The sequence below is a fragment of the Halorussus aquaticus genome (assembly GCF_024218795.1).
GTDB lineage: Archaea > Halobacteriota > Halobacteria > Halobacteriales > Haladaptataceae > Halorussus > Halorussus aquaticus.
Window position 1 is genome coordinate 3,410,037 of record NZ_CP100400.1, and the last position, 21,405, is coordinate 3,431,441.

The 21,405-nt window shown below is 68.1% G+C and carries 20 protein-coding genes; 12 read left to right on the forward strand and 8 right to left on the reverse strand.

The window, feature by feature from the left end; all coding sequences use genetic code 11:
* The first annotated feature begins 95 nt into the window (after positions 1-95).
* Both NGM06_RS17570 and NGM06_RS17575 read left to right on the forward strand, forming a co-directional pair.
* Positions 96-1,181: a hypothetical protein gene (locus NGM06_RS17570; RefSeq protein WP_254268207.1), complete on the forward strand. Its 1,086-nt coding sequence runs from the start codon at positions 96-98 to the stop codon at positions 1,179-1,181.
* Between the two features lie 87 nt (positions 1,182-1,268).
* Positions 1,269-1,409: a hypothetical protein gene (locus NGM06_RS17575; protein WP_254268208.1), complete on the forward strand. Its 141-nt coding sequence runs from the start codon at positions 1,269-1,271 to the stop codon at positions 1,407-1,409.
* A gap of 40 nt (positions 1,410-1,449) precedes the next feature.
* On the opposite strand, the gene NGM06_RS24240 is transcribed toward NGM06_RS17575, so the two are convergent.
* Genes NGM06_RS24240 through NGM06_RS17620 form a run of 7 tightly spaced genes read right to left on the reverse strand, consistent with a single transcriptional unit; the run spans position 1,450 to position 10,533 of the window.
* Positions 1,450-2,760, reverse strand: coding sequence for a P-loop NTPase (locus tag NGM06_RS24240; protein ID WP_303658723.1), 1,311 nt, complete (start codon positions 2,758-2,760; stop codon positions 1,450-1,452).
* Between the two features lies 1 nt (position 2,761).
* Entirely contained in the window at positions 2,762-3,343 is a 582-nt protein-coding gene (locus NGM06_RS17595) for a hypothetical protein (protein ID WP_254268209.1), read from the reverse strand.
* A 27-nt stretch (positions 3,344-3,370) separates the two neighbouring features.
* The gene (locus NGM06_RS17600; protein ID WP_254268210.1) at positions 3,371-4,309 is read right to left on the reverse strand and encodes a HEAT repeat domain-containing protein; all 939 of its coding nucleotides are present in this window, start codon (positions 4,307-4,309) and stop codon (positions 3,371-3,373) included.
* The gene (locus NGM06_RS17605) at positions 4,306-5,310 is read right to left on the reverse strand and encodes an ethylbenzene dehydrogenase-related protein (protein WP_254268211.1); all 1,005 of its coding nucleotides are present in this window, start codon (positions 5,308-5,310) and stop codon (positions 4,306-4,308) included. The genes NGM06_RS17600 and NGM06_RS17605 overlap by 4 nt, the downstream gene beginning before the upstream one ends.
* Entirely contained in the window at positions 5,303-6,139 is an 837-nt protein-coding gene (locus NGM06_RS17610) for a TorD/DmsD family molecular chaperone (RefSeq protein WP_254268212.1), read from the reverse strand. Before NGM06_RS17610 ends, NGM06_RS17605 begins: the two co-directional genes overlap by 8 nt.
* 9 nt (positions 6,140-6,148) lie before the next feature.
* On the reverse strand, positions 6,149-7,330 hold the full coding sequence (locus tag NGM06_RS17615) for a 4Fe-4S dicluster domain-containing protein (protein ID WP_254268213.1): 1,182 nt from the start codon (positions 7,328-7,330) through the stop codon (positions 6,149-6,151).
* The gene (locus NGM06_RS17620; protein WP_254268214.1) at positions 7,330-10,533 is read right to left on the reverse strand and encodes a molybdopterin-containing oxidoreductase family protein; all 3,204 of its coding nucleotides are present in this window, start codon (positions 10,531-10,533) and stop codon (positions 7,330-7,332) included. Before NGM06_RS17620 ends, NGM06_RS17615 begins: the two co-directional genes overlap by 1 nt.
* A 209-nt stretch (positions 10,534-10,742) precedes the next feature.
* Here NGM06_RS17620 and NGM06_RS17625 point away from each other — a divergent pair, with 209 nt between their 5' ends.
* From NGM06_RS17625 to nirK, 10 genes are all read left to right on the forward strand, one after another.
* Positions 10,743-11,567, forward strand: coding sequence for an extracellular solute-binding protein (locus tag NGM06_RS17625; protein ID WP_254268215.1), 825 nt, complete (start codon positions 10,743-10,745; stop codon positions 11,565-11,567).
* Between the two features lie 25 nt (positions 11,568-11,592).
* Entirely contained in the window at positions 11,593-11,835 is a 243-nt protein-coding gene (locus tag NGM06_RS17630; protein ID WP_254268216.1) for a DUF2249 domain-containing protein, read from the forward strand.
* Positions 11,832-13,184, forward strand: coding sequence for a hypothetical protein (locus NGM06_RS17635; RefSeq protein ID WP_254268217.1), 1,353 nt, complete (start codon positions 11,832-11,834; stop codon positions 13,182-13,184). The genes NGM06_RS17630 and NGM06_RS17635 overlap by 4 nt, the downstream gene beginning before the upstream one ends.
* A 113-nt stretch (positions 13,185-13,297) precedes the next feature.
* Complete coding sequence (locus NGM06_RS17640; RefSeq protein WP_254268218.1) at positions 13,298-14,077, forward strand: nucleoside phosphorylase; 780 nt, start codon at positions 13,298-13,300, stop codon at positions 14,075-14,077.
* 64 nt (positions 14,078-14,141) lie between these two features.
* Positions 14,142-14,525, forward strand: a complete 384-nt coding sequence (locus NGM06_RS17645; protein ID WP_254268219.1) for a cupin domain-containing protein — start codon at positions 14,142-14,144, stop codon at positions 14,523-14,525.
* Between the two features lie 172 nt (positions 14,526-14,697).
* Positions 14,698-15,366, forward strand: a complete 669-nt coding sequence (locus tag NGM06_RS17650) for a DUF7979 domain-containing protein (RefSeq protein ID WP_254268220.1) — start codon at positions 14,698-14,700, stop codon at positions 15,364-15,366.
* 95 nt (positions 15,367-15,461) lie between these two features.
* Positions 15,462-15,689 (forward strand): DUF2249 domain-containing protein, encoded by a 228-nt coding sequence (locus tag NGM06_RS17655; RefSeq protein ID WP_254268221.1) that lies wholly within the window; start codon positions 15,462-15,464, stop codon positions 15,687-15,689.
* Positions 15,690-15,707: 18 nt separating this feature from the next.
* Positions 15,708-16,016: a cupin domain-containing protein gene (locus NGM06_RS17660; protein WP_254268222.1), complete on the forward strand. Its 309-nt coding sequence runs from the start codon at positions 15,708-15,710 to the stop codon at positions 16,014-16,016.
* Between the two features lie 490 nt (positions 16,017-16,506).
* Complete coding sequence (locus tag NGM06_RS17665; protein ID WP_254268223.1) at positions 16,507-18,804, forward strand: nitric-oxide reductase large subunit; 2,298 nt, start codon at positions 16,507-16,509, stop codon at positions 18,802-18,804.
* A gap of 179 nt (positions 18,805-18,983) precedes the next feature.
* The gene (nirK, locus tag NGM06_RS17670) at positions 18,984-20,048 is read left to right on the forward strand and encodes a copper-containing nitrite reductase (RefSeq protein ID WP_254268224.1); all 1,065 of its coding nucleotides are present in this window, start codon (positions 18,984-18,986) and stop codon (positions 20,046-20,048) included.
* A gap of 41 nt (positions 20,049-20,089) precedes the next feature.
* Here the strand turns inward: nirK and NGM06_RS17675 are convergent, their stop codons facing one another.
* Complete coding sequence (locus tag NGM06_RS17675; RefSeq protein WP_254268225.1) at positions 20,090-21,394, reverse strand: SMP-30/gluconolactonase/LRE family protein; 1,305 nt, start codon at positions 21,392-21,394, stop codon at positions 20,090-20,092.
* Between the last annotated feature and the right edge of the window lie 11 nt (positions 21,395-21,405).

The following is a 21,405-nucleotide window of genomic DNA, read 5'->3' on the forward strand; positions in this document are numbered from 1 at the left end:
AACCCGGCCGTGGGTCGGTGGTCGAGGCGGTTCGCGGCGGCCAGCGCGTGGTTCCTCGTCGCGGTGGCGCTCGCGCGTCTCGCGGGCGCGGGGTCGTGACCCTCGCGCTGTTCGGCGTCGCGTTCCACATGGTGTTCGGCAAGGCGTACCTGCTGGTCCCTTCTTACTTCGAGCGCGTCCTCGCCGCCAAGCGGACTCCCGGCGTCCACTTCGCGCTCTCGGTGACCGGCACCCTCGCCGTCGCCGCCGCAGACCCGAGCGACCGGCCGACCCTCGCCGCGCTCGGCGGGGTCGCGTGGGTCTCCGGCGTCGCACTGTTTCTCGGGTCGCTGGCGTGGACGCTCCGGGACAACCCGACCGGGAGCGCGACCGGCACGGGGTCGGCCCGCGCGACCGACCGCCTCGACCGCTTCGCGAACGCCTTCGTCCCGGTCTCGCTGGCCTACCTCGCGGTCGGGTCCGACGCGGTCCTCGCTCGCGTGACGACCCTGCCGACCCTCTTCGACGGCTATCCGCCGCGGGCCACCCACCTGCTGGCGGCGGGGTCGGCGGGTCTCCTACTGTTCGCGCTCGGGTCGAGGCTCGTGCCGCGCTTCCTCGGCGGTGACGCCCCGCTCGCCTTCGCCGCGGCGCTCCCGACCGGAGCGGTCGGCCCGGCGCTAATTGCGCTCTCGCTCGGGTCGGGGTGGCCGTTTCGCCTCGGTGCTGCGCTCGAAGCCACCGCGCTGGTCGCGTTCGCAGTCGGGTACGTCCGCCTCTTCGGGCGCTCCCGCCGGGTCAGAATCGAGGGCGAGTCGCCGTCCCGGCGGGTCGGCGAGTACGGCATCCTCGCGGGCGTCGTCAGCGGCGTGCTCGCGGCGTTCGTCGGGGTGCGGTTCGCCGTCGTAGGCTACTCGCCCGCCCTGCTGGCGGTCCACCGCCGCCTCGCACTCGTCAGGTTCCTCGGCTTGAGCATCGTGGGCTTCGCCTACCAGTTCTACCCGCCGCGGATGGGCGACTTCCGAGGCGGGAGCGACCGGGGCGCGCTCGTCACCATCGGCCTGCTCGCGGGCGGTTTGGCGGTGGAGTGTGCGGGCCTGCTGGTCGGAGACGAGTCGGTCCGGTCCGCGGGCGTCTGGCTGTTCCTCGGGGGCGCGGTCGGCTACGCCTACGTCCTGACGCGCGTGCTGGTGGAGAAGTAGGCGGGTCGGTTCGGCGCTCGGGCTTTAAGTGATTCTGGCGACAACGGATAGATACGAAGGACTTCTCGCGGTGTCGAGTGGGAGTAGTTGACGGTTACTTATTGGTCCGCCGGACTCGTCGGGAAACACCGCGCCGACGACGGCCGAATCTACGAACCGTCGCCGTTGGCCGAGCGGATGGTCGTGCCGCTGTTCGACGCGATTCGGGACCGAGCAGAGGCGGTCTGAGCGGAATCAGCACGTCGGAGAGAAATCGAGACCGAATCGGTCAGGCCGCCCGCCGGACTTCCAGCACCCACTCGTCTGGCGCGCGGCGATGCACCTCGCAGGCGTCGAACGCCTCGTCGAGCGACTCCTCGGCGACCTCGCCCGCGAGCATCTGGGCCAGCGGCGAGGGGTCGTGGTCGTTCACGACGTAGAACTCCTCGCCGGGGTCCAGCGCCCGGAACTCCTCGCCGACCTGCTCGTGGCGGATGCGCGGGGGCAGGCCGCGGATGTCCAGCGCCGAGTCGGGGACCGACACCGGCCCTGCGTCGTCGCTAGCGAGGAACTCGGTCACCGCGCTGACGAGGTCGGCCACGGGCGCGGGCAGGTCCGTTTCGTCGGCGTCGGGGCGCTGTAACCCCCGGTCGAACGGGAGTTCGGCCAGCACCTCGACGCCCAACTCCTCCTCGGGGTCGGTGTCGCCGTAGAGGTCGTGGTCGTGGCCGCAGTTCTCGCAGGTGAATCCGCGCATGTTCACGGCCGCGCCGACGACCGGGACGCCGTTCTCCTCCAGTAGCGCGGCGCTCCGACCGGTGTCCGAGAGGCTGGTCGGGAACGGCGTGGTCACGAGGACCGACCCCGAGACCGGCACCTCCTGAAGCATCGTCAGCGCGATGTCGCCGGTCCCCGGCGGCAGGTCCACGACCAGCACGTCGCGGTCCGACCACGCGGTGTCCTCCAGCAGTTCGGTCAGCGCGTCGTGGGCCATCGCGCCCCGCCACGCCAGCGGCGCGTCGTTGGCGACGAGACCGACGCTCATGACCTCCATCCCGCCGACGTTTGCGGGTTCGGCCTGCCCGTCGTCGGTGGCCTCGACCGGTCCCTCGACGCCGACCATCTCGGGCACGTTCGGGCCGTGGATGTCGGCGTCGAACAGGCCGACGTCGTAGTCGTCGGCCAGCGCGCGGGCGAGGTGGGTCGCCACGGTGGTCTTGCCGACCCCGCCCTTCGCGCTCCCGACCGCGACGACGTGTTCGACCTCGGGGAGCGAGAGACCGCCCCCGTGGTCGTGGTCTCCTGCCGGGCCGCCGTGGCCGCCGCCTCCCGCGTCGGGCGTCTCGCCCTCCACGCGGACCTGCTCGACGCCCGCCACCTCGAAGGCGGCGCGTCGAATCGCCTCCGAGACCTCCTCGGCCTCCTCGGGGTCCGCGCCCGCGAGGTCCACCGTAATCGTGGCGACTCCGTCGGCCACCGACACGTCGGTCACGAGTCCGGCCTCGACGACGCTCGCGCCGAAGTCGGGGTCCTCGACGCTCGCTACCGCCTCCTCGACCTCCGTTTCTGCGGTCTCGTTCGGATTCTCTCGGTCCGTCATGTTACCACGCCTCGAAGTCGTCCATGGGGTCGTCCTCGTCGTCTTCGCCGTCCTCGTCGTGCATCAGGGTCCCGCCGTAGGGACGGAACTCGAAGTCGTAGGCGTTGGCCACGCGTTCGAGTTCGTCCTCGCGCTGGGCGATGAGGTCGGTGTCGAAGTCGCCGTCCTCCACCGCGGCGACCAGTTCGTCGTCGTCGATTACGCCCTCGTCGTAGGCGGCGGCCACGCCATCTCGGAACTTGTCGGCGTTACCGCGACACCGCATCGCCTCGTCGAACTCCTCGCGTATCTCGGGCGTCGGTCGCCCGCGGTCGGTCGGGATTCCGGCGAGTCGGTCGGTCGCGCGTTCGTCGTAGTCGGTCGCGGTGGAGAGGACCGCCGCGACCTGTTCGCTCGGCGCGAGCGCCTCCCACTCGTCGCGGGCCTCCTCGGCCACGAGCGACGAGACTATCTGGTCCCACGTCGTCTTGCGCTCCACGTCCTCGAACACCTCCGCGACGAACGCGCCGACGTGTTCGTCGGGGATGGACACGCCGAGCGATTCGTTCGATGCCTGTCCGGTTTCGGGGTCGGTCTTTGCCATAAGTCGTCCCTCCTATCGAGTCGTCGGTCAGTTCGGCGGCTCTCCGGGGGCCGGTGGCCCGTCGCCCTTCGGACCCCGTTTGCCGCCGCTCGGTCGCCGTCCCTCGGGCGCAGGTCCCGGTCCGTCGGCCGACGGGCCGGGTCCGTTCGGGGTCTCGGCCCGCGACTGGGGACCGCCGCCGGGCGGCCCGTCGTCTATCTCCACGTCCAACTGGTCGGGGTCCACGCCGCGGGCCGACGCCAACGCGCGCTTGGCGGTCCGCTTCACGTCGTCGCTCCGGTCGGTGATGCCGTGGGTTTCCAACGCCTGCTCGGCCCGGTCGGTGGCGAACTCGCCGAGCGACTCGGCGGCCTTCGCCCGGACGAACGCCTCGGGGTCGCGGGCCAGTACCGCCGCCAGCAGGCGGACCGCCCGCTCGGTGTCGTCGGCGCGTTCGCCGAGGTAGAGCGCGGCGTACTCCCGGACCGCGGGGTGCGGGTCGTTCTTGATGCGGTCTATCAGGTCCTCGGGCGTCGCTCGACCGGTCTTGCCGAGCGCGATGACGGCGTTGCGCCGGACCCACCCGCTGTCGTCGCCGAGCGCGTCCGCCACCGCGTCGGCGTCGGGCGCGATGCGCGAGAGCGCGACCACGGCCTCGGCCCGGACCCACTCGTCGTCGTCCCCGTCGAGCGCGGCCCGGACGGCGGTCTCCACGTCCTCCGCCCCACCGCCTCCGGCCACCCCCAGCGCCTCGACCGCGAACTGACGCACGTCCTCGCTGTCGTCCTCTGCGAGGCGGTCGGCCAGCGCGCTCGCGGTCTCGGCGCCGAGTCCGTCCGACTCCGCCTCGTCAACTAGCGCGAGCGCGGCGTCCCGGCGCTCGTACTCCCGTGGCGAGTCCAGCAGACTCCGGAGGTCGGACTCGTCGCCGCCGTCGCGGCTCGGCGAGCGAGCGCGGGCGCTCCGGTTGGCGTACTTGTCGCTCATTCTCTGGCCCTCCAGTAGACGACCGTCCATGTGAGCAGGGTTGTCACCACGAGTCCGATCACCCAGTTACTGACCGAGTGTGTCATCCACACGCCCTCGGACTGGCCGCCAGACCCGCCAGACTCGCCGGACTGTCCGGACCCGCTCGAACTGCTCGACCCGCTGCTGGCGTCGCTCATCGCCCACTTCCCGGTGTCGAGTTTGGTGAACTGGAGCGTGAGCGACTTCTGGCCGTTCACCTCGTCGGCGCTCCCGTTCCACACCGCGAACGCGAGGTAGACGTTCTTGCCCTTCGTGAGGTCGGCGTCGAACTTCCCCTCGGTGCCGTGTTCGCGGACGAAGACGACCGACCACCCGTCGTCGGTCCGCTCGGCGCTCGCCCGGACGTTCTGGCGGGGCGCGTGGGTCAGCGACCCGTACCCCTTGGCGTAGTAGTTCTGTGCGAGTCGCTCGGTCGGCGGCGTCGAGAGCGGGTTCCCCGCGGCCTGCCCCGGTTGGGTCTCCTCCTCGGGGTGCGGGTACGCGTACATGTCGCCGTTCGACGACGCGTCGGGCGACTGCCAACTCGCGCGCCAGTACCAGATGTCCACGGGCTTTCCGGCCGCGCCCATCGTGATGGGGGGCTTGTCGCCGGTCCGGAGCATCACCGCGGCGGCGTCGCTGTAGTTGTTCGGCGCGCCGATGTTGGCGTCCTTCGTCGGGTCGGCCCACGTCAAGCGGAACGCGGTGTGAGTGTCGTTGTGGACGGTCTGGACCGTCAGTTCGTCGGTGCTGCCGCCGCCGAACGGCGGTGCCATCTGCTGTTTCGACAGCGAGACCGTGCGCTCGGGCGCGTCGCTCCACTGGGACGACGCGGGGTCGCTGGGCACCGACTCGACCGCCATCGCCGGTTGCGTGCCGCTCGTGACCGCGGCCGTGACCGCGGTCTGGGCGGCCACCAGCGCCGCGACGACGACCACCGTGACGACGGTCGCGCGCCGGGCAGCGTCGCGGTCAGGCACGGGACCGCACCTCCGTTGACGCCTCGAAATCGACCTCCGGTTCGGGGTGGTCGGCGAGGTCCCGGGTGACGACCGCCTCCGCGAGGTTCGCGGCCGCGCGGTAGACCGACGACGCCGCGGTCCGGTCGCCTTCGGCGTCGTCGCTCGGGTCGGGCGTGGTCTCCCGGACGTCGTGGGCGAACGCGGGCACGAAGCCCTCGACGTGTTCGTCCAGCACCATCGCCTCGGCGCGTTCGAGGTTGTCGGCGGTGTCGTCGTCGCCCTCATCGCGGGCGACCGCGCGGCGGGCCGCCAACACCTGTAGCAGTTCGAGTTCCACGACGACGTGGTCCTGTCGCTCGTCGAAGTCGTCCGAGGGTTCGACGCCGAACGCTTCGAGCAGGCCGACCACGGTGGCGATGCGGCGCTGTTGGCGGCCCACCTCGTCGCCGACGGTGTACTCGGCCTCGTAGGGCACCACGGGGTAGGTGCCGTCGTCCACGGGCAGGCCGAACAGGTCGTTGTACGCCGATTCGAGCGACTCGCGGTCGGTCGCGTCGAGCGCCTCGACCAGCGCCTCGGTCTCCGTCTCGAAGCCGAGTTTCCGCCCTGCCTCCCGGAGGCCCTCGGCGGTCGCCTCGTGGGTCAGTTGCGCGACGGTCTCCTCGTCGGGGTAGCAGAACGCGCCCGCCGCGGCGCTGTAGAGGGCGGCGCGGGCCGAGTGACGCTCTGCCGGGGGGAGTTCGTCGGTGGCGGTCGTTCCGTCGTCTCGCGGTGTCGTCTCGTCGTCCGTCGAGACCGTCTCGTCGTCGCTCCGGGTCGCGGGGTCGCGTTGGGGTGTCTCGTCCATGCTCTCACCTCACGGTTGGTTGGTCCACTTCTCGCCCTCGCGGACTTCGAGGTCCTCCTCGATGGGCATGTCCACGACTTTCTTTCCTTTGCGGTCCCAGCCCTTCACGCGGTTCTCCTTGACGTTGTACGTCTCGATGAGTCGGGTCGTCGCGCCGAACAACTGGAGGACGCCGAGCAGGTGGTGGCTCGGGTCCCGGACGCGCTGCTGGATGATTTTCACCGACTCCTCGTAGGTGCTACCGGGCCAGTCGTTGCGCTTCTGGTCGGTGTTCGGCGTGAACATCTGGGTCAGGAACTCCGGCGGCACGTGGTACGGCGGCATGTAGAACACCTGCGGCCGGGTGCCGAACTGCGGGTAGAGCGGGAGCGCGACCTTCTCGTCGGACTTGGCGAGGTAGTTGGTCGGACTCCGGCCCGGCGCGGCCGACTTCTTGCCGTTCGGTCGGCCCCGGTCCGGTCCCCGGTTGATGTTGCCGTGGAGCCGCGTCTTCCCGATGCAACTGCTCACGCACCGGGGAACGTTGCCCTCCTCGATGCGAGGGAAACAGCCGACCGGCTTCTCGGACACGCCGGTCTCGGGGTTGTACATCGGCTTGTGGTACGGACAGGCCTTCACGCACTTGCGGTAGCCCCGACAGCGCTCTTGGTCGAGCAGGACGATGCCGTCCTCCGAGCGCTTGTAGATGGCCTTCCGGGGGCACGCGGCGAGACACGCCGGGTTCTTGCAGTGGTTGCAGAGTCGCGGCAGGTAGAACTGCCAGATGTCGTGGTACTTGCCCTTCTCGGGGTCGGACTCGACCACCTCGTCCTCGGGGTACTCGCCGTGAACCGAGTCGTCGCCGAGCGCGGGGTACTCCCACTCCTCCTTCTGGGCGACGTACCCCTTCACTCGCTCGCCCTGCTCGGCGGCCTCGAAGATGGTCTCCTCGGCACCGAGGTCGTCGAGCAGGCGCATGTCCCACCCCATCGGGTAGCCGCCGTACGGTTCGGTTTCCACGTTCATCCACCACATGTACTCCTCGCCCTTCCCGCTGGTCCACGTGGACTTGCAGGCGAACGAGCAGGTGTTGCAGTTGATACATCGGTTCGTGTTGATGACCATCCCCCAGTGCCAGTCGCGCTCCTCCTCGCGGTGTTCGTAGGGGTAACTCTGCTCGCGGCCGAGTTGCGGATTGTACACTTCTGGCATCAGTCGTCACCTCTCGTTGTCGTCCCGCTGTTTCCGCTGGTCGTCCCGCTCGTACCGCCCTTCGACTGGAGCGACCCGCCGATGTAGTCGGAGACGAGGTCGTCCTTCCGGGCGTCGCCGGGCCACCAGTCGGCCTCTTCGTACTTCTCGACGGTCACGAGGTCGTCGCGGTTCACCCCGGTGGGCGCCCAGACGGTCTCCTCGTAGCCGTGTTCCAGTTCCGCGCCGTGCCACGAGATGTCCTCGCTCACCTCGTCGGAGACGTTCGGGTCGCCGAACACCGACTTGTGGACGAGGTCGTCGGTCTCTTGGCCGGGGTCGAGCCAGATGTTGGTCGTCGTGTTGAACCCCTTCACTTCGTCGTCGCCCTTCTCCTCGTCGTCTGGGAAGTGCTGGGGCCACCAGCCGTGCCAGAGGGTCAACTGGCCCATGTCGCCGGCCTTGCCGGGGCGCTGGCGCTCGCTGAGCATGGCCCTGACCACCGTCCCGCCGCGCTTGCCGGAGATGCGCACGTAGTCGCCGTTCTCCACGCCGATGTCCGCGGCGTCGCTCGGGTGCATCTCCACGAACGCCTCGCCGAGCGGCGGGGCCTCGCTGGTCTCGCCCTCGGCCTCGGGGAACGAGAAGTCGTCTATCAGTCGCTCGGTGCCCTCGGGGTCGGCGCTGGTCGAACCGAAGTCCCGCGCCGACCAGATGAGGTTCCAGTCGGTCATCCCCCACGAGGAGTGAGTCCGGTACTTGCTGTGGGGCGTGTTGTAGTAGAACTGGTAGCCCTCGTCGTGGTAGAGGGGGTTCTCCTGTTCGCCCGCCTCGGGCCACTTCTGGTTGACGCCGTAGGGCGTCCCCTCGACGCTCTCGATGTGGTCGAGGTCCTCGCGCCCGAGGTCCACGAACCGGTCTTCCTCCTTGTGGAACTCCATCCGGCCGGTCTTGGTGTAGAACGGCCGGTCGTCGTGGACCTGCGAGTAGAACGGCACCCGCGGGTAGGTCTTGAGGTTCAGGCGCTCGGGACCGTCTTCGAGGTCCGCCACGTCGATGTCCTCGGTCGTGATGCCGTGGTCGAGCGTCTCCTGAATGTACTTGCGGACGTCGCCGTCCTCGTCGAGGAACTCCGAGAAGTACGACCGGTAGGAATCGACGTTGCGCTCCTCGCGCGGAATCTTCTCGTCCAACTTCTCGGCGACCATCGCCAGCACCTCGCCGTCCTGCTTGGTGTCGTAGATGGGGTCCATAATCCCGTGGTCCATCGTGATGAACGGGTTCTCCGGACCCACCGTGATGTCGGGGTAGTCGCACTCCAGCCACGAGGGGGCCGGAAGCACGATGTCCGCGTGCCGTGCGGAGTAGGTCATGTGGATGTCCGAGACGATGAACAACTCGTTGGACGTGTCCGGGTGCTTCGTGAAGTTGTTGACCACGTGCTCCTGATGCTTGGTCTGGTTCAGGAGGTTGCAGTTCATCGTCCACAGAATCGAGGGCTTGGACATCGTGTACGTCTCCGCGTTCTTCGGCATCACGGGTTCCTCGGCGTCGCCCTGCGGCACGAGGTCCATCTCGCGGTCGAAGTCGCCCCGAATCTCGTGGGGGTCCAACTGCTCGCCGCCGAAGAACGCGAAGGCGTAGCCGGGGTACATCCCGTGGGCCGCGTGGCCGTCGGGGTTGACGTAGTGGGGGTAGCCGTCCAGCAGTTCTATCTTGTACTGGCCCGAGTAGTTGTAGTAGCCCGACCCCGGCTTGCCGACGTTGCCCAGCATCGACTGGACGAAGAAGATGGATCGCTGGAGTTCGGAGTTGCCGTGGAACCAGTGGTTGATGCCCTCGCCGGTGAACCACTGGCCGTTCTCGGCGTCGGCGAACTCCCGCGCGGTCTTCTCGATGGCGTCGGCCGGAACGGTCGTAATCTCCTCGACCTGCTCGGGCGAGTAGTTCTCCAGCACGTTGCGCTTCTGGCGCGAGAAGTCGGTCTCGACGGTGACCGTCGAACCGTCGGCCAGCGAGAGGTCGGTCTTCGCGTCGAGTTGCGGGGTGGTCGGCATCTCGTCGCCGACCTCCTCGCGCGTGACCGCCTTCGGATTGCCGTTCTGGTCCAGTACCACGAAGTCGCCCCAGTCGTTCTCCTCGTGCTGTTCGTCGCCCTCCGGCGGTGCCTCGTGGTCGTCGAACACCTCGTGGGCGCGGAGGTACTTGTCGTCGTCCTCGCGCACCAGCAGGGGGAGGCTGGTGAACTTCCGCACGAAGTCGGGGTCGTACAGTTCCTCGCTGATGATGACGTTGGCGAACGCGAGCGGAATCGCCGGGTCCGACCCCGGACGGATGGGGAGCCACCGGTCGCACTTCTGGACGGTCGGCGAGTAGTCGGGGTAGATGCCGACCATCTCGCCGCCGCGCTCGCGCATCTCCTGGAACCAGTGGTTGTCCGCCAGCTTGTTGTGAATCAGGTTCTTGCCCTGAATGATGGTGTAGTCGGACTTGCGCCAGTCGGCCGCGTCGGCGTCCGAGGTCTGGTAGCCCGTCGTGATGACGTGGCCCGGCGGCAGGTCGGCGTACCAGTCGTACTCGGTCCACTCGCACCCGCCGAAGATGGAGGCGAGTCGCCGCCCCGCGCCGTGGCGGGTGATGAGTCCGTCGGCCTTGATGGCGTTGAAGATGTGGAACCGCTTGTTGTCCTCCAGACTCGCCATCTTCTCGGCGATGAGGTCCGCCGCCTCGTCCCACGAGACGCGCTCGAACTCGTCCTCGCCGCGTCCCTCGGGATTGGGGTCGTCTGGGTCCCAGCCCTTCCTGACCATCGGGTACTTGATGCGACTCGGCTCGAACGTCCGGCGGTGGAGCGTCAGCCCCTTCATGCACCCGCGGGGGTTCCAGTTCTGGCTCACTCCCGCGTCCTCGTACCCCGAGGGGCCGACGCTCGGTTCCTCGTTGTGGTAGACCTGCTCGGCCCGAATCGGCACCCCGTTCTTCATGTAGAAGTTGAGGGCACACGACTGGGTGCAGTTGGGGTGACAGACCGTCCAGTCCACCTCGTCGTAGGCGTAGATGTCGTGGTAGACCTGTTCCCAGTCCCGGTTCGGGTAGGACTTCAGGGGGTTGTCCACCTCGGTCACGGGTTCGACGCTCTGGGTCGCCCCCCAACTGCTGGAGAGGAGCGTCCCCACCGCGCCAGCCCCCGCTCCCCGGACGAAGTCGCGCCGAGAGAGACTCACGTCACGTCACCTCCCGCGGTCGGTCGTCGCGCCGTCGTTACTTGCATCATACGTTCGACTTTGGTCACGTATCGTCCTTCAACTCGCGAGCCGATTCCCGAGCAGTAGGAAGCCCCGCGAACACGTTCGTCCGACCACCTATCCGGAACGTTCCCGCCGACTGAGAACGCGCGTCCCGGTTTTTGATACTCCGGGGACTACCGCCGAACATGCGACGACGAACGCTGCTGCTCTCCGGCGGTGCGCTCGCGGGCGGCGCGCTCGGCGTCCGCGTCACGGGGACGACCGACTCGGCTCCGGCCCGCGCGCTCGTCGCTGGCAGTCTCCAGACGGTCGCCGACGAGGTGGCGGGCGCGACGGTCGAGGCCCACGGGAGCCTCGCCGCGGTCGAACTCGTCCGCTCGGGGGCGCGCGACCCCGACGCCGTGGCGCTGGCTGACCCGAGTCTGGTCTCGGACCTCGCGGGGTGGCACGCGACGTTCGCCACCAACGCGCTGACGGTGGTCTACGACCCCGACTCCCGGCACGCCGACGCGATTCGGGACGACTGGCGCTCGGCGCTCGCGCGCGAAGACGTTTCTGTCGGCCGGACAGACCCCGCCAGAGACCCGCTGGGCTACCGGACCCTGCTCGCGCTCGACCTCGCCGGTCGGGAGGGCGCGCCCGCCGACGCGATTCGGGAGAACGCCGACGTGTTCCCCGAGACCCAACTGCTCCGGACGCTCGAAGCGGGCGGACTCGACGCCGCGTTCACCTACCGGAACATGGCGGTGGCCCACGACCTGCCCCGGGTGGACCTCCCCGCCGAGTTCGACCTCTCGGACCCCGAACTGGCCGACCGCTACCGGAGCGCCGCGGTGTCGGTGGACGGCGAGACGATTCGCGGCGAACCGATTCGGTACGGCGCGGCCCACCTGACCGACCGCGGAGAGGCGTTCTACCGGAATCTAGTGCGGAACGCCGAGCGCCTCCGGGAGTTCGGGTTCACCGTGCCGGACCGGTACCCCGTCGAACATGGTCGGGACAACCGATAGGCGACGAACGACCGCACCTACAGCTATGACGAACGACGAGACCGCCCACGACGGAACCACGCGCGAACTCGACGCACGAGAGATAGACGGCGAACCGTTCGGGGCCATCACGTCGGCGCTGTCGGACCTCGGCGACGACGAGACGCTGGTCCTCGTCAACAGCTTCGAACCCGAACCGCTCTACGCGGTCCTCGACCGGCGCGGTTTCGACCACGAGACCGAGCAGGTCGCCCCCGACGAGTGGCGGGTGGAGATAGAACCGCGATGAGCGTCCCCGCGGGCATCGACGCCGACCGCGGCCCGCCGATGGCGATACCGCTCGCGCACTTCGTCGCGGGGTTCGGCTTCCTGCTGGCGGGCGCGACGCTCGGGGTCCTCGGCGTCGTCGGCGTCGCGCCGGGTCTCGCCGGGGCGGCCCACGTCCACCTCCTGCTGGTGGGGTGGGTCTGTCTCACGATTCTGGGCGCGATGACCCAGTTCGTCCCGGTCTGGTCGGGCGTGAGACTCCACTCGCGGCGACTCGCGGTGGCCCAACTCGCGCTGGTCGGCGGCGGCGCCGCGGGCTTCTCGGGCCTGCTGCTGGCCGGAAATCTCGATTTGCTCCCGGTCGCCGGTGGCGCGATGCTCGTCGGGTTCTGGACGTTCGTCTACAACGTCGGCCGGACGCTCGCGGGGGCGAACGAGTTAGACGCGACCGAACGACACTTCGCGCTCGCGCTGGGCTACGTCCTGCTGGTGACGGCGCTCGGCCTGCTCCTCGCGGTGGACTTCACCCGGCCGATTCTGGCCGCGGCGGGCCTCGCGCGCTCGCAGGTCGTCGCGGCCCACGCCACGCTCGCGGTGTTCGGCGTCGTCCTCACGACCGTCGTGGGGGCGCTCTACCAGCTCGCCACGATGTTCACTCAGACCGAGATTCGCGGGACGGACGCGACCCTCCGGCGCGTCGAGGAGTGGACGTATCCGCCGGGCGTTCTCGCGCTCGCCGCCGGACGACTGGTCGGCCACGCGTGGCTGGCCCGCGTCGGCGCGGTCCTCTCGGTCGTCGGTCTGCTCGCGTTCGCGGCGGTCCTCGCGCGAAAGCTCTACGAGACGAAAGTCGAGCGGACGCCGATGCTGTCGCGGTACGCCGTGGTCGCGCTCGCGCTCCCGGCGTGGGCGCTCTCGGCCGCTCCGTCGTGGCTCGGAAGACCGGCCGACCCCGCGACGACGTTCGGCCACCCCGCGGCGGGCCACCTCCTCGCGGCCGGTGTGGTCGGGTTCGTCCTGCTCGGGACGCTCTATCACGTCGTCCCGTTCATCGTCTGGATTCGCCAGTACAGCGACCGCGTGGGACTGGAACCGGTCCCGATGATAGACGACCTCTACGACGACCGCCTCGCCGCGGTCGATTTCTGGCTCACGCTCGGCGGTCTCTCGCTGGTCGTCCTCGGCGAGAGTCCGGCGTTCGAGGCCGCGCGTCTGGTCGGCGGTGCGCTGGCGACCTTCGGGTTCGCCGTCTTCGCCGCGAACCTGACCGGCGTCGTGGTCCGCCACGGCCCGGAATCGCTCCGAATCGGTGCGTTCGGCGGCACGTCGCCCACGTCGAGCGACGGCGACCCCGACGAGCAGTTCCCGTGATTCGGCGCTGGTGCCATCGACTCCTCCAGCGAAGCGACGAGCGAGATGCCGTATTGCCACGCCCTCCCGAACCCTGAAAAAGCATTTTACGGTCCCCTCTGTAGCGCCGAGCGATGCCGTTTCCGAACCACCCGGAGAAGTACGGTGCGGACCCTATCGTCACGCCCGACGAACACGCCGATTACAGAGCGGCGCAGGCCGAGGGCGACGTACCGGAACCGCCGGAAGCGGTAGTCCTCTGTTACAGTCGCGGGCTGATGGAGTACTTCACCGAGACGTACGACGGGGAGACGGTGGACCACTACTACGGCCGACTCTACTGCTTCGAGGACACCGACTACGAGGTCGGCGTCCTCGGCGACTTCGGCATCGGTGCGCCTACGACCGCGATGCTGATGGACGAACTCGTCGCCGACGGCGTCGAGACGTTCCTCTCCATCGGGTTCGCGGGATGTCTCGACGACTCGGTCGAGATGGGCGACTTCATCGTCTGCGAGAAGGCCATCCGCGACGAGGGGACCTCCCACCACTACGTCGAGTCCGAGACCTACGCCGTCCCCAGCGACTCGCTCGTCGCCGACACGACGGACCTGCTGCGCGAGCGAGACGAACCGTTCCACGTCGGTCCCTCGTGGACGACCGACGCCATCTATCAGGAGACCGAGGCCGAGGTCGAACGCTACGCCGAGGAGGGCCTCCTCACGGTCGAAATGGAGGCGTCGGCGGTGTTCGCGGTGGCCGACTACCGCGGCGTCGAGGCGGGCGCGATGTTCGTCGTCAGCGACTACCTCGGTCAGTCGGACTGGGACCCCAAGTTCCACCTGACCGCCGAGGACATGCAGCGCCTCGGCGACACCGCCAAGGAGATTCTGGCATCGCGCTCCCGGACCTGACCACCAACGACCGACCGAACACGTTCGGCGAAGCCCCCACGACCGCGACGCTCCCACCTCCGACATGGTCGCGACCGACTTCGACGCCGAACGCGAGTACGACGACGAACAGTTCTCGGCCCAGTCCGTCTTCCGGAGCGACCGCATGAAGGTCGTCCTCGGCTACTTCGAACCGGGCCAGTTCATCCCGGTCCACGCCCCCGACAGCGACGTGGCGATTACGGTCCGAGAGGGCCGGGGCGTCGTCCGCGACGGCGACGACGAACGCGCCGTCGGCCCGGGCGACGTGGTGGTCGTGCCCGCGGGCGAGGACCGCGGCGTGAAAGCCGACGCCGACCGGCGTCTGGAGGCCACGCTCGTCACCGCACCCCCGCCGACCGACGCCGAACACGACCCCGTGCGTGAGGGGTTGAAGCGCGGCGAGTTCGACCCGCGCGGTGGTGACTGACTGTCGGTCAGTCGCCACCGCGCCCGCGGAGCGCGTCAGTGACACGAACCACCGTAGCGGAGATGGCGCGAACGGAGTGAGCGCGGAGCCACGCCCAAAGTGCGCCAGATTCTCGCCGATTCGGTTCAGGTTCGACACAAGACACTTGTAAAGAGGCGCGCAGAGACGGCGTATGTCCCTCCGCGTCGGTTCGGTCTGTCTCGCCGTCCTGCTGGTTCTCGCCGGGTGTTCGGGGTCGTCTCCGCCGGGGGCCGAATCGGCGGCAACTGCGGACCCGACGACCCGGACCGCAGTGACCGCCGAATCCACCGCGACCCCTGACACACCGACCGCGACTCGCGACCTATCGGCCGCCTCGACCACGACGCTGCCGACCCGCGCGACCCTCTCGGCCGCAGACCTCTCGGCGTCCGAGCGCGACCTGCTCCGGCGGGCCGTCGAGAACGAGTCGGTGCGGGTGATGCGCTCGAACCTCACCGGGGAACTGACGCCCGACACCGACGGCTGGTACGCCCGCTATCGCGGGACGCTCTACGAACTGTCGTGGGAGCGCGGCGGCTTCTACGGCGAGTATCATCTCGGGAACGCGACGGTCGTGAACGCCTCGTCGGTCGAATCCTCGGACGGCGTCGTCGCCTACGAGAACCTCACCGCGGACGCCCGCGACCTGTTCGAGGCGGCCCGAGCGAAGGCGGAAATCGAGGGCTACGGTGTGAAGGCGTTTCCGGACCAACTCCGGAGCAACCGCTACGTGACGTACGAGGGCGACTACTACGAACTGAGACTCGCCGTCGCCGATTACATCTTCTATCGCCTCTCCGTCGAAGAAGTCGAGTCCTGAGTGTCCCTACCGCGGGTCCGACGCGACTCGGCCGCCCTCTCCCGAACACGTTCGGGATAACCGCGAAGGGACGACCGCGAGTATCTCCACTCGTCATGCCGAGACTAGACGTCCGCGAGATTCCGCCGCCGGAACGCCACCCGAAGATACACGACGCGTTCGACGAACTCGACAGCGGCGAGGTCCTCGAAATCGTCAACGACCACGAACCCAAGCCGCTGTTCTACGAGATGCAGGCCGAGGTGGAGTCGTTCGACGCCGACAGCTACGAGGTCGAACGCGAGGGTAGCCAGAAGTTCGTCGCGAAGTTCCCCAAGCAGTAGCGACCCGAGACAGTTGCCATGACCGAGACAGTCGCACTCGACGACCTGACCGAGCGACCCCGAGAGGTGGCGTTTCCGGGGGCCGAACCGAAGACCGTCCGCCTCTCGCTCGACGCGGGCGAGGAAGTCCCGGCCCACCGTCATCCCGGGCGCGAAATCGTGGTCCACCTCGTGTCGGGGCGTCTCGACGTGCGCGTAGACGGCGAATCGAACGTCCTCGAACCGGGCGATCTCCTGCGATTCGACGGCAAACGCGAGGTGTCGCCGAAGGCCGAGGCGGACAGCACTGCGCTGTTGGTGCTGGCTCCCCGGTCGGAGGACGAGTAACTGCACCGAGCGTCGGTGTGGCGCTCGAACGCCGGTGTGGCTCTCGACTCGCGCAGACGCGAACCGGTTGACCGCTCGTCTTCCTTTTTGTCACAGAGTGCGAGAGTCGGTAAGCGCCGCGGGAACGTCCGTGACGGTCCGGGGAGGTCGGTGAAGGGACGGCGAAACTAGCTACTGCTTGTGCAGCGGAGTCTCGGCACTCCCACCGCACGGCACCGCGACCGCGCCCCGTTCCTCCCCGCTTGCCCGTGCGCTCGGCCGCGACCGCACCGCGTGCGGCCGAGCGCGAGAACGGCGCATCCCGCGGTTTGTGGAGCGGAGCGCACGCCGTTATTTGCAATGATTATGATGATAGGAATTGTCAGCGGGCGACGAGTCTCCGTCACCCCGAGACGGGTGTCCCCGTCCGCCCGAACACGTTCGCCCGGCTTCCCGGAGTACAGGAATCGCGCTCCAATTAAAAGCCCCACGAAGGCCAACCTCGACGTGTATGAGAGTCAAACGTAGCACACTCGGCAAGATACTCGCGGTCGTCTTCGTCCTCAATCTGGCCGTGATGGGCGCTGGCGCGTGGTACTCCTACCAGCAGGCCCCGCCCATCCCGAAAGAGGTCGAAGGGCCGAACGGTCAGACTATCGTGACCGCCGAGCAGGTCCGAGAGGGAAAGACCATCTTCCAGTCGGACGGGATGATGAACCACGGGTCGATACTGGGTAACGGCGCGTACTACGGCGAGGACTACACCGCCGACACGCTCGACCTGAAGGTGAAGTTCATGCGCCAGTACTACGCCCGCGAACAGTACGACACGTCCACCTACGGGAGTCTCACGGATAGCGAACGGGCCACGGTGGACGTGGCGGTGAAGTCGGACCTCACCGACGGCGACCCCGGACAGCGCATCCAGTACTCCGCCGCCGAGGCCTACGCCCACGAGCAGGTCCGGCAGGTGTACGTCGAGCGCTACCACGAGGGGAGCCACGAGCGGGGCGTCCCCGTCGGGATGATAGAGAGCGAGGAGGAGGCCCGGCGGTTCGCCGACTTCGCGCTCTGGACGGCGTGGATATCCCACACCGACCGGCCCGGGGCGGACCACAGTTACACCAACGAGTGGCCCTACCAACCCGCGGCCGGTAACGACGCCACCGGCGCGGCCATGACGTGGAGCGTCATCGCCATGATACTGCTCGTCGCCGGGGCCGGGTTCGGCGTCTGGCTCTACAAGTCCATCGAACTCCCCGAACCCGAGACCGAGGGCGTCTCGATTCCGCGGCCCGACGAGGTGAACCTGTTCCCCGGACAGGCCGCCGCGCTCCGGTTCGCCGTCGTCGGCGCGGGACTGTTCCTCGGACAGGTGTTGCTCGGCGGGTTGCTCGCCCACTACTACATCGAGCGGGCGGACTTCTTCGGGTTGGGCGAACTGCTCGGCGTCAACTTCCTCCAGCTAATCCCGTTCTCCATCGCCAAGACGTGGCACCTCGACCTCGGCATCCTCTGGATAGCCACCCTCTGGCTCGGGGCGGGCCTGTTCCTCCCGCCGCTGCTGACCGGACGCGAACCCCGAAAGCAGGGCGCGTGGATAAACCGCCTGCTCGGCGTCCTCGTCGTGGTCGTGGTCGGTGCCCTCGTCGGTATCTGGTTGGGCGCGAAGGGGTACCTCGACGGCGCGCTCTGGTGGATACTCGGCAACGAGGGGCTGGAGTACCTCGAAATCGGGCGGCTCTGGCAGGTCGGCATCCTCGTCGGCTTCCTCGCGTGGGCCGCCCTCGTGGCGCGCGGTCTCAAGCCGCTGCTCGACCGCGAACCCAAGTGGGGTCTCGCGCACATGATTCTGTACGCGGGCGGTTCCATCGCCCTGCTGTTCACGGCGGGCTTCCTCTACACGCCCCAGACTAACATCGTCGTCACGGAGTTCTGGCGCTGGTGGGTCGTCCACATGTGGGTCGAGGGGGCCTTCGAGTTCTTCATCGTCGCGCTGGTCGGCGTCACGCTGGTCAGCATGAACCTGCTGACCAAGCGGTCGGCCGAGAAGGCCGTGATGGTGCAGGCCCTGCTCGTGATGGGGACCGGCGTCATCGGCGTCTCCCACCACTACTGGTGGGTCGGCCAACCCGACGTGTGGGTGCCCATCGGGAGCGCGTTCTCGACGCTCGAACTCATCCCGCTGGTGTTCATCCTCTACGAGGCGCTCGGCCAGTACCGCGCCATGTCCGGTAGCGGGCAGTCGTTCCCCTACACGCTGCCGTTCATGTTCATCGTCGCCAGCGGCGTCTGGAACTTCGTCGGCGCGGGCGTCCTCGGGTTCTTCATCAACCTGCCGTTCATCAACTACTTCGAGCACGGCACCTACCTCACGGTGGCCCACGCCCACGCCGCGATGTTCGGCGCGTTCGGCTTCCTCGCGCTCGGCATGGTGACGTACATGCTCCGCATCGCGGTGCCCGAAGCGAAGTGGTCCGGAACGAACCTCCGGCGGGCGTTCTGGGCGTGGAACGTCGGTCTCGCGCTGATGGTCGGCGTCAGTCTGCTCCCGGTCGGCTTCCTCCAGTTGGAAGTCGCGTTCACTCAGAGCTACGACGCCGCCCGGAGCCTGTCGTTCTATCAGGGCGACCTGGTCCAACTGCTGTTCTGGCTCCGGATGCCGGGCGACACGCTGGTCATCCTCGGGACGGCCATCTTCGGCTACGACGTGGTGAAGAAGGTGCTGGCCCGCGGCGAGACCACGCCGTCTGACGCTCCCGGCGACGCGCCCGTCTCGGCCGAGTCGGTCGTCGAAGGCGACGACTGAACGCCGGTCTCTCTTTCTACTTTCTTCGAATATTTCGAGTAGTTTCCGTGGAATCGGCACTCCGATTCTCAGAATCTGAGAACGGCTCGAACACGTTCGATGGCCTTCTCGTGGCCCGAGAATCGGTTTCCCGATTGAAGGGGTGTCGGCGACTATCTGTAACTGTAAGGTGACTCCCAATGCCCACAACCAATCGTCGCACGGTCCTGCAAGGTATCGGCCTCGGTGGCGCGGCCACCCTCGCCGGGTGTTCGACCCGCTCCGCCCCGAAAACGACCCAGACCCAGAAGGCCATGAACAAACAGAAACAGAAGACCGTCCAGCGCGTCGCCGCGGACCCGACAGACGTCCCCGACCCGATTAGCCGCAACCAACCGAAGACGGTGGACGTGACCCTCCGGCCCGAGGAGGTCACGGCCGAAATCGAGGACGGGGTCACGTTCAACTACATGACCTACAACGGGCAGGTTCCGGGTCCGATGATTCGGGTCCGAAAGGGTGACACGGTCAATCTCACCTTCGAGAACCCGGCCGAGAACGACATGCCCCACAACGTGGACTTCCACGCCGCGGCCGGACCGGGCGGCGGTGCCGAGGCCACGATGACCGCGCCGGGCGAGACCGCCCACCTGAAGTTCAAGGCGACCTACCCGGGGGCGTACATCTACCACTGCGCGGTCCCGAACATGGACATGCACATCTCGGCGGGCATGTTCGGTCTCATCCTCGTCGAACCCGAGGAGGGACTCCCCGAGGTGGACCACGAGTTCTACTTCGGACAGCACGAGATATACACCGACAAGCGGGCGGGCGAGACGGGCAAGCACAACTTCGACCACGAGGCGATGAAGCGCGAGGAGCCGAGCTACGTCGTGATGAACGGCGAGAAGTACGCCTGCACGCCCGACAAGTACGGGGCAGGGAAAGTCGAGACCGGGGACACCGCGCGGGTGTTCTTCGTCACCGGCGGCCCGAACCTCACCAGTAGCTTCCACCCCATCGGCAACGTCTGGGAGAAGCTCTGGCCCGAGGGGTCGCTGACCACGAGACCGCAGACCCACATCCAGACCAAGCAGGTCGCGCCGGGCAGCACCACGATAGCGACGATGGACTTCCCGGTTCCCGGGAACTTCAAACTCGTGGACCACTCGCTCAGCCGGGTCGCCCGGAAGGGCTGCATGGCCATCGTGCAGGCCGACGGGAAAGAGCGACCGGACATCTTCGACCCCGAACCGAAGAAGTAGGACCAGCGTAGCGGTCGGCGACCGACCTAAGCGGTCGTCGTTTACTCGACTGTCGTCGTTTCCTCCGTTGTCGTCGTGGTCGTTCCCTCTGTCGTCGTGGTCGTTTCCTCTGTCGTCGTGGTCGTGGGTTCCGCTGTCGTGGTCGTCGTCTCCTCAGCCGTGGTGGTAGTCGTCGTTTCTCCTTCGGTCGTCGTGGTTGTCGTCTCCTCGGCCGTGGTGGTAGTGGTCGTCTCTCCTTCGGTCGTAGTCGTCGTCTCCTCAGTCGTGGTTGTCGTCTCCGCTTCGGTCGTGGTCGTCTCCTCCCCCTCCGTCGTCGTGACCTGCTCGAGGTCGAGTCGCATCAGGCTCGGGTTCGCCTCCCGGTCCTCGGCCTGAAACGCCGGGAGCGCGAAGTTACAGACGTACAGCGTCGATTGGTCGTCGCCGGGTCCGAAGTGGACGTCCGACGGGAACGAGAGTTCGCCGCCCGAGACCACCGTCGAGACGTCGCCGCCCGACGTGACCCGTGAGACCTTGTCCTGAGCGTTCACCGCGACGTAGACGGTCCGGTCGTCGGCGACGGTGAGACCGTCCGCGCCGACGAGTCGGTCGCTCTGGACGACGACCTCCGGACTGCCGGGACTCCCGTCCTGATTTATCGGAATCCGGACGACGGCACCGAAACTGAGGTTCGCCACGTAGATGTCCCCCTCGGGACCGACGGCGATGCCGTTCGCCCCGAGGGAGTTGCTCGCGTACGGGTTCGGGTCGAGCAGCGGGTCGTCGAACCAGACCGACGCACCGTCGTCGGTCGCCCGCCAGACGAGGCCCCGCGTCGAGTCGGTGACGAGGACGCCGTCGTCCACCGCGTCGTGGGTGACGCCGTTCGGGAACGTCCCCTCCGTCGGAATCGACGCCATCAGTTCGGGCGACCCGTCGGGCGGGACTCGCCAGACGCCGTTGGTCTCGGCCACTCCCGAGTTCAGCACGGCGTACGTGGTTCCGTCCTCCGTCCGCGAGATGCCGAGGAGCGACCCCTCTCCGTCCTCGGGACCGACCTGTGCGACCGACGAGGGGTCACCCTCCCGAGGGACCCGCCACAGTTGGCGGGGCGGTACCATGCTCACGTAGACGTTCCCCTCGCGGTCGGTCGCGATGTTCTCCGGCAGGTTCGGCGGGTCGAACGCGGCCACGGTTTCGAGACCGGCCTCTTGTCCCTCCGTCACGGTCGGCGCGAGCGCGACTCCCGTCGCGGCCGCCACGCCGGTCAGAAACTGCCGCCGGGAGGCCGTCGGTCGAGTCTCGCTCGCGTCCGCGTTCGACTTCGCGTCCGGGTCCGCGTCGGCGTTCGTGGTGTCACGAGTCATTTCGAACCACT